This is a genomic window from Vibrio sp. 1401 (genome assembly GCF_033340295.1).
In genome coordinates, this window is record NZ_JAWOWF010000459.1 from 1 (window position 1) to 647 (window position 647).

Below are 647 nucleotides of genomic sequence, written 5' to 3' on the forward strand. Positions count from 1 at the left end.
CGTGGACTTATCATGCCGACTTTTTAACCATAGAACCTCGTTATGGGTCACATTGCCTAAGTCCAGAATCGTTTATGAAATGGAAAAATGTAACATTTTTGATATTCATCGGTAGGTATCACTTGCGCTTGATTGAAAGTCTTTAATCTTGTTGATAATCCTCCTTCAATATGAACTAAAGTGAATGTGACCTATTGAGTTCTCAAACTCATTGAGATGGGAGCAATAGGCAAAAAACTTACTCTGTATGGAGATGACCGATGAACAAAAACTGGATCCCTATTGCCCTCTCTGGGCTTGCTTTAACGGGGTGTTTTTCTGAAGAAGCGAAAGAAGTAGAAGCCGTCGCCGAGCCACTCAAAGTAACCGCCGCAGACAAAATTTATTATGGTGGCGACATCCTAACCATGGCAGGCGATAAGCCAGAGTACGCCGAAGCCGTCGCGACATTAGGCGAGAAAATCATTTATGTCGGCAGCAAAGATGGAGCGATGGAACACAAGTTCGGTAAAACACAGTTGGTCGACTTAAAAGGCAAAACTATGTTGCCTGGCTTTGTTGATCCGCACAGTCATGTGTATGGTGTTGGTCTGCAAGCCATGGTCGCAAACGTGCTGCCATCTCCTGATGGCGAAGCCGATACCGTT

1 protein-coding gene is annotated in these 647 nt (G+C 44.5%); it reads left to right on the forward strand.

Annotated features, from left to right (window positions below; genetic code table 11):
* Window positions 1-260: 260 nt before the first annotated feature.
* Window positions 261-647: amidohydrolase family protein (locus R7Z77_RS26220; RefSeq protein WP_318137161.1), on the forward strand; the 387-nt coding region annotated here is incomplete at its 3' end.